Source organism: Nocardia sp. NPDC003345 (assembly GCF_053589395.1).
In genome coordinates this window covers 1-6,461 of the sequence record NZ_JBSFRU010000349.1, presented here as the reverse complement: position 1 = coordinate 6,461, position 6,461 = coordinate 1, and the positions used below count along the sequence as shown (strand labels likewise).

The following is a 6,461-nucleotide window of genomic DNA, read 5'->3' as shown; positions in this document are numbered from 1 at the left end:
GAGCCCTCCAAGGAAGCGGGGGAACCTCACCGTCCGGAAACTCAGCGCCGAGCATCTGCTGCGGCTGGTCGGTGAGATGGCCTACGCGTACGGCCCCACGAAGATGAGGCTCGAAGTCCTCCACGCCAGAAAATGCGACTGGAAATGCAAGAAAGCCAAGGTCACATCGGCGTGGAAGTGTGTCTGCAAGTGCGCAGGTGAGTTCCACGGCGGAAAGGGAGACCGCAACGACTGGTACCCGGCCGGAGGCAGCACCATCGTCTGCTACGACAAGACACAGATTGATCAGCTGATCATCGCCAAGGGGCAGCTCCCGGCCGACAAGAGAGTTCCCCGACCTGTACCGCCACCTACCTCCGGGCCGGCACCGGCGGTCGAACCACCGGCATACCGGCCGGCGCTACCGCCAGCCCGGCCCGCGGCGAAACCCGCACCGGTCTCGCCGCCACCGCGGACGGTGGTGCCGATGAGCAGCCGTCCCAACACCCCACCCCACCGACCCGGTCCGGCCACACCGCGTCCAGTTTCCAGATCGGCTCGCCCGGTCGCCGTGAAAATGCGGCGCCCGGTATCCCGCCCGCTGGCCGCAGTGCTGGCACTCGTAGCCATCGGTGGCGGCATGTGGCTGGGATTTCGGCCCGACACACCACCTGAACAGCGGGTCACCGACCGAGGTACTGTCCAGCCAGCTCCGCCTCGGCTAGAGAAGCAGCCACCCCCTCCTCTGCCAGCAGAACAGCCAGCCCCGGCGCCTCGGCTGCCCGCTGGCTGCTCCCCCTTCCAGCAGGGGTGCTGACAATGCCGCGCCAGAACCCGTAGATAGGGAGGGCCACAGCTCCTGGCGATCGCCATTACTCGTCGGGTCTCAGCGCTGCCCTGGATCAGGAACCAGATGGTTCAGGCGTCTTTGCTCAGCCAGTGGACGGGTGGTCCTGCACGGCGGGCAGTTACACCGATCCCCATGGAGTCGAGAGTGTCACGCCAGTGTGCGCGCCAGACCGTGCGGACCTCATCATCAGACAGGGCAGCATCGACCCTCACCACGCGTTTCTCGTCCCTGAAAGGCCATGGAGAGGGGTCGCCGATCGCCAGACAGATCCGCGCGAGAATCGCGCGGCGCACGATGTCTCGCAGGCGGTCGACGGCGTAGCCGATCCTATCGAGGTTGTCGTTCTCCTTTGTCGACTCCGGCACGGCGGAGATGGCGTTGAGCGTCTTTCGGAACTCCTTCATCGTCATTTCGCCGCCGTGCACGATGACTGATCGCAGATTGTAAAGGTGCTTGAGGTCTTCGAACAGCATCTGTGCAGGATCGTCGTCGCCGGCGAGCAGGGCAGCGACCCGTGAACACAGGCGCAGTGTCAACCCTTCGCCCTCCCTGGCGCCGATCACCACCCCCTCCAAGGCGGTGGCGAGCTGGACCAACTGCTCGGTGTAGCGCGCCGTGTGGTCGAGGTCGGTGAAGTTCCGTAGCGCCTGCCTGAACGAGCTCCACAAGTCGTCACCGCCGGTACGGGTCAAGGCGGAGTCGACCAACTTGCTGAGCGCTTCCAACATCGGCCCCTCCGTTCCGGTGAGGCGTGCAGTCCGGCGCACGGTAGAGACCTCGTCATCGCGCATAAGGCGCTCATTGAGCCGTGCGGGTCGCGCCGAGATCCTGCTGCTCGCTCCACTCACCTGGAATGCAGCTTGGGCATTCGCACATGTCAGAAGAGCGATGGTGAGTTCGAAGCGGTCCAGGGATGCTTTCAGGCTGTAGTCGTGGTGGTATTCCACCCCCGAGACCGTGCTCCGAGCGATCAGCAGAGAGTAGGGCGGCCGGTAGGGCGGCTGTGGGCGAATACGTTTCCATGCGTGCTCGGCGTCGGGGATTTCCTTCCTGACTCGGCGAACCAGCTCGTGGTCGCCGGCGGTGAGGATGGTGATGCCGTTGATCTCGACCTCGGCGTCAGGTTCAGCGACCAGGTGGGAGATGTGCCGGGTCACGATGAGCTGATAGGGGCGACCTTCGACGACATCTCGGAACCGTCCGACGGCGTCGGCCACTTCGGCGCCAGCAGGGTCGTAATCTCCGATCCTGGAGCACCGCTCGACGCAGAACTCAAGGAAACTGGACAACAGCCGCGAGACCGTGAACTCCGGCCCAGGGTTGTCGGTGTCGGCTGGCAGCCCTGCAGGAGCGGCACCGATCACAGCTGCGGCGAGTTCGGCGTAGGCAGGTAGCTTCTGGATCGCGGTCCAAGCGAAGTCGACATGGGCCTGGAGATGCCTGTGAGAGTCCGACGTCGGGATGGCGTTCTCCGCCCTTAGCACCTCGAACGCGGCTACGACGAACTTCCCTGCGACGACATCCAACTCGCTCAAGTGACTCCTACGAACGCAACCAGCCGCTGCGGCAGCGGCTCCATGCTGACGATTCTCAGTCGGGGTCCAAGGAACACACAAGATGAGACCGCCAAATCCGCCTCGCGTGACAGAACCGCACCTGCGTTCGAAGGAAGCTGACTACGTCCGGAAGTGACCAACAGCAGTTGTTCAGCACGATCGGTGGGGGCCGGTAGGGCCTCTGTACATTCGGGTCCATCTCGGAGGACCACCGCGGGTTCACACCAGCTCGTTCGCCTTCCACTCCAGAAAAACGCTGGTCATAGGAGTCACGTAGAGGCGGGGCTTCAGTTCTCCGTTTTCCAGTCGCTGCTCTGTGACAGCGCCTCCTCCACCTTGGATGACCGATTTGAGGTGCTCCGGAAGGACGCCGTGCCGGTTCTCGATCAGAACGGACCGCTCCTCGGATGGCAGCCCATCCCACCACCGGTTGAGTGCGTCGCGGCGCTTGGCCAGCGCAGAAGCAGCCTCAGGTTCAAGCTGAAACGGTGTTGGGGAATCGTGTGGGGCCCAGGATGTACTTGCCACTCCAACACCAGCCCTGTTCAATTCGACCACCAGGGAGCTGGGTAAGTCCGACTCCGGGTTGGCGAGTAGCCGGACCCGGTCATGCAGGTTCAACTGGAAGAACCAGGCCATCGTCGACGGAACCTCGGATTCATTCATTCCTGGATTGAATCAGCCGGCCGCCGCTTTGGAAACGGTTTCGACGATGGCCTCATCGATCCAGCGGGCCAGCAGACTCAGTGCAGACAGCCGCTCGAACGCTGACTGTTCGTCCAGTTCCACCTCGTCATTGGGCAGATGCCCGATCGGATTCCGAATAGCTCCGAAGCAACCCGCACCGAAGTCCATGACTCCGATGCGCATGGACTTCGCGGTTTGTTCGTTGCTGATACCGGAGTAACGCAGTCGGGGTTTTCCAGGCTCGGGTGGATTGTTTGAAAACGCCTGCTTCACGAGATCGGTCTCGGATAGATCCCGCCGCCCAGTCTTCTGCTGTAAGAGTGAGTTCACTGCTTTGGCCGCCGCCAACACCGCCTCGTGGCGGTGACCGGTAGACCACTGGGCGCTAGCGGCGTCCCAAATCAAAGGGTGCAGCATCGAAGCATTGATTTGAGGCGAGGAGTCCGTCCCTCCGAGACGTTCGATCAGCTCGGCCTGGTAGTCGAGGCGGACAATGAGCCGGCGTACCGCATCGCGCACCCCCCGGTGCGGCTCGAAGTCGTCATCAGTGCGTTCGCAATCGAAATTTTCCCGTGCCCAAGTGGGATATAGCCGCTTCAGGATCGGCTCGACAATCTCCAGGAGCTCGACCGTCCGACCATGGCCGCAGGTCACGTACGCCGAATCGTGAAGGTTGTAGCGGGGTGTGGTCTCCTCCAGGAAGTTGACAAGGTGCTTGCGCACCCACTGGACGTCGACACCTTCGAACCTCATAGCTGCATCATCGCCGGGTCCTCGAAGTTCAGCACAGGATTTATTCAGCTATTTCCGGTTGAGCCCAAGATCCTCTTCTGAACACTCCGAGGGTGTAACTCCGGACCGATACTGCCCGATCGCTGTCTTCCCTCGGTGTTCAGAAATCGTGTACCGAACGCGAGCTGTTTCTCAACACGCGCACCGCCCTTTTTGCGCTCAGGCGAAGGAGTCGACCTTGCCAGTCGATCGTAAGGGCCCAGAGCGTTCCCTCCGGCCGAGCGGGAGGGAGCGCCTGGTTGCGAAGATCGACATCTTGATGTCAACTCGCCCCGGCCGTTTCGGCGACGATCCTGCGCGAATCCCCTACCCGCGCTGGGCCGGATTCCGCGAAGGCCCGTGGCGATCGGGAAGTTCGGTGGCCAGTGGGTGTGGTTCGCCGGTGAGGTGCGCGACGGCGGTGGCGACTTCGGAGATAGTGGCGGTGGTGTAAATGCCGGTCACTCCCCCGCCTGTTTGGCTGTGGCGGGCGAATTCCCGCGCGACGGCGGTGCCGTAGTGGCGCTCGACCCAGGTGATGGTGGTGTGGCGTAGCCAGTGGATGGAGATGCCGTGAGTGAGCACCCAGGGCAGGTGCTTACCGAGGCGTTCGAACAGGTGGTTGTAGCGGCGGCGGGTGATCGGGTTACCGTTCCGCGCGCGCAGCAGTGGACCGGACGCCGACGCACCACGCTGTTCGGCGTGCCGGCACAAGGCTTGCATGAGGGTGGGTGAGATCGGTTGCCACAGCTGTGTTCCGCCTTTCTCGCGGAGAAGGATCACTGACTGCACCGGATCCAGGTCCTGGGGCCGCAGGGCCAGCGCTCCGGCGCGACGGCAGGCGGTTTCGGTGTGTAGCCGCAGGATCAGGCTGTCCAGTTCCGGGTCGTTGCCGGTGCTGGCGGCGACCTCGACGATCTGCGCCAGCAGGTCGATTGGCAGGGCGCGTCGGTTGGATCGGGTCCGTTTGGGTTTGGCCAATCGGGCAGCGGGATTGTCGCGAGGATCGACGAGCCGGCTGTCCTCGGCATGCCGATACAACTTCCGCAGAGCATCGATGACGTGCCGGACTACTTCGTTGCCGCCGCGATCAGAACGCCGGATTACCCGACTTGCGCGGATCTGTTCACACAGCACCTGAAGGTCCGCGGTGTTGGGTTCATCGAGTCGCCGCTCACCCCAGCCCGGTTGAGCCAAGATCTTGTGCCAATACGTGCAGTAGTGATCGCGGGTGCGGCCCTCGGGCATCCTGTCGATGACTGCCGGGATGAACTCGGCGAAGGTCGGTGCGTGACGAGCGGTCGCGACCCGGGATCCGGTGCCGAGGTCGGCGGTGGTGAGGCCGAAGCGTTCCATCATCATCTGCACGGCGGCGATATCGGCCTGGGTACCGGTGGTCATTCGGGTGCTCCTTCGGCGAAGCGGCGGGCGAGGATGTCGTCGAGGACCGCGGCTGGATACACGACCAGCAGTGCCTGGTCGGAGTCGGCGGCGAGCAGGACCCGGTCGTGGATGCGGATGCCCGCGGAATGCCGGACGGCGGCGGGCAGGGAGAGGTGCCCGTACTTGGTGACGCCACGGCGGCCGTGGCCCGGGCGAGTGATCAACACCAGTCCCCCGGTGACCCGCCACGACAGCAGGTCTCCGGGATGCCAGTCGAGGGCTCCGACGATGGCTTTGTCGACGACACGGCCGTTGGTGTCGACGGGCCGGATACTGTGCACGGCCTTCGATCGCACGGGTTCCTCGAGGGCCGCCATCGGCAGGGCGGGACCCGATGCAAAGACGGACGGGTCGCCGATTCCGGGCCGGTCGGTGAATGAAGGAAGCAGTGGCGCCAGTGTGTCATCGGTCACAATTTTCACCCCCAACCGGGGTGAAACCGCAGGTCACGGTGGTGACAGGAAAATGGGTGTCCAGGCAGTGCACGGACACGGCTTTTTGGGGCACAAATGCAGCAAAAAGTGTCCGGAGGGGGATACAGCGGCTATCCACAGAGATCGACCTGCGCAAACACTGATGTATCTGGGAAATCCTCTGCCCTGGATCGCCAGACGGGCCGATGCCGGGGGTCAACATCGGCTGAAGCTTTAGTATTCGGCCGAACGCAACACCGAGGACAGACCATCCCGCGCGTGCGGGACCGACGTACGGGATGCTGCACCTGCAGTCCGCGCTCACGGACCATCCCCGCCCGTGCGGGGCCGACACGACTTGCCGCAATCCGCAGCGGCCGACCAGCGGACCATCCCCGCGTGCGGGGCCGACCCGACTACCTCACAAAAGCCCCGCTGGAACTGAGGACCATCCCCGCGCGTGCGGGGCCCACGGCTCGGTGCGGCTGCTGATCGGTCACGCCCTAGGACCATCCCCGCGCGTGCGGAGCCGACCAGCCCAAGCAGACCCGGGTCAGCTCCAAGCACGGACCATCCCCGCGCGTGCGGGGCCGACCCAGCCCGGGGCCATATCGATCGCGCCCATGTAGGACCATCCCCGCGCGTGCGGGGTCGACTCGGGCAGCCCTCCAAAGTCGTAGTCAACACCCGGACCATCCCCGCGCGTGCGGGGGGTCGACATCGCGACCGGATGCGCCGCGAGCGCAATGGTGGGACCATCCC

At 64.2% G+C, this 6,461-nt stretch carries 5 protein-coding genes; all 5 read right to left on the bottom strand.

What is annotated here, in order from left to right; all coding sequences use genetic code 11:
* Positions 1-897: 897 nt before the first annotated feature.
* Positions 898-2,364 (bottom strand): hypothetical protein, encoded by a 1,467-nt coding sequence (locus tag ACWDU1_RS27560; protein ID WP_450002863.1) that lies wholly within the window; start codon positions 2,362-2,364, stop codon positions 898-900.
* 240 nt (positions 2,365-2,604) lie between these two features.
* Positions 2,605-3,051 (bottom strand): hypothetical protein, encoded by a 447-nt coding sequence (locus tag ACWDU1_RS27555; protein ID WP_450002862.1) that lies wholly within the window; start codon positions 3,049-3,051, stop codon positions 2,605-2,607.
* A gap of 12 nt (positions 3,052-3,063) precedes the next feature.
* Positions 3,064-3,825, bottom strand: a complete 762-nt coding sequence (locus ACWDU1_RS27550; RefSeq protein ID WP_450002861.1) for a TIGR02391 family protein — start codon at positions 3,823-3,825, stop codon at positions 3,064-3,066.
* A gap of 345 nt (positions 3,826-4,170) precedes the next feature.
* On the bottom strand, positions 4,171-5,244 hold the full coding sequence (locus ACWDU1_RS27545; protein ID WP_450002860.1) for a tyrosine-type recombinase/integrase: 1,074 nt from the start codon (positions 5,242-5,244) through the stop codon (positions 4,171-4,173).
* Complete coding sequence (locus tag ACWDU1_RS27540) at positions 5,241-5,699, bottom strand: hypothetical protein (RefSeq protein ID WP_450002858.1); 459 nt, start codon at positions 5,697-5,699, stop codon at positions 5,241-5,243. The genes ACWDU1_RS27545 and ACWDU1_RS27540 overlap by 4 nt, the downstream gene beginning before the upstream one ends.
* Positions 5,700-6,461 lie beyond the last annotated feature (762 nt).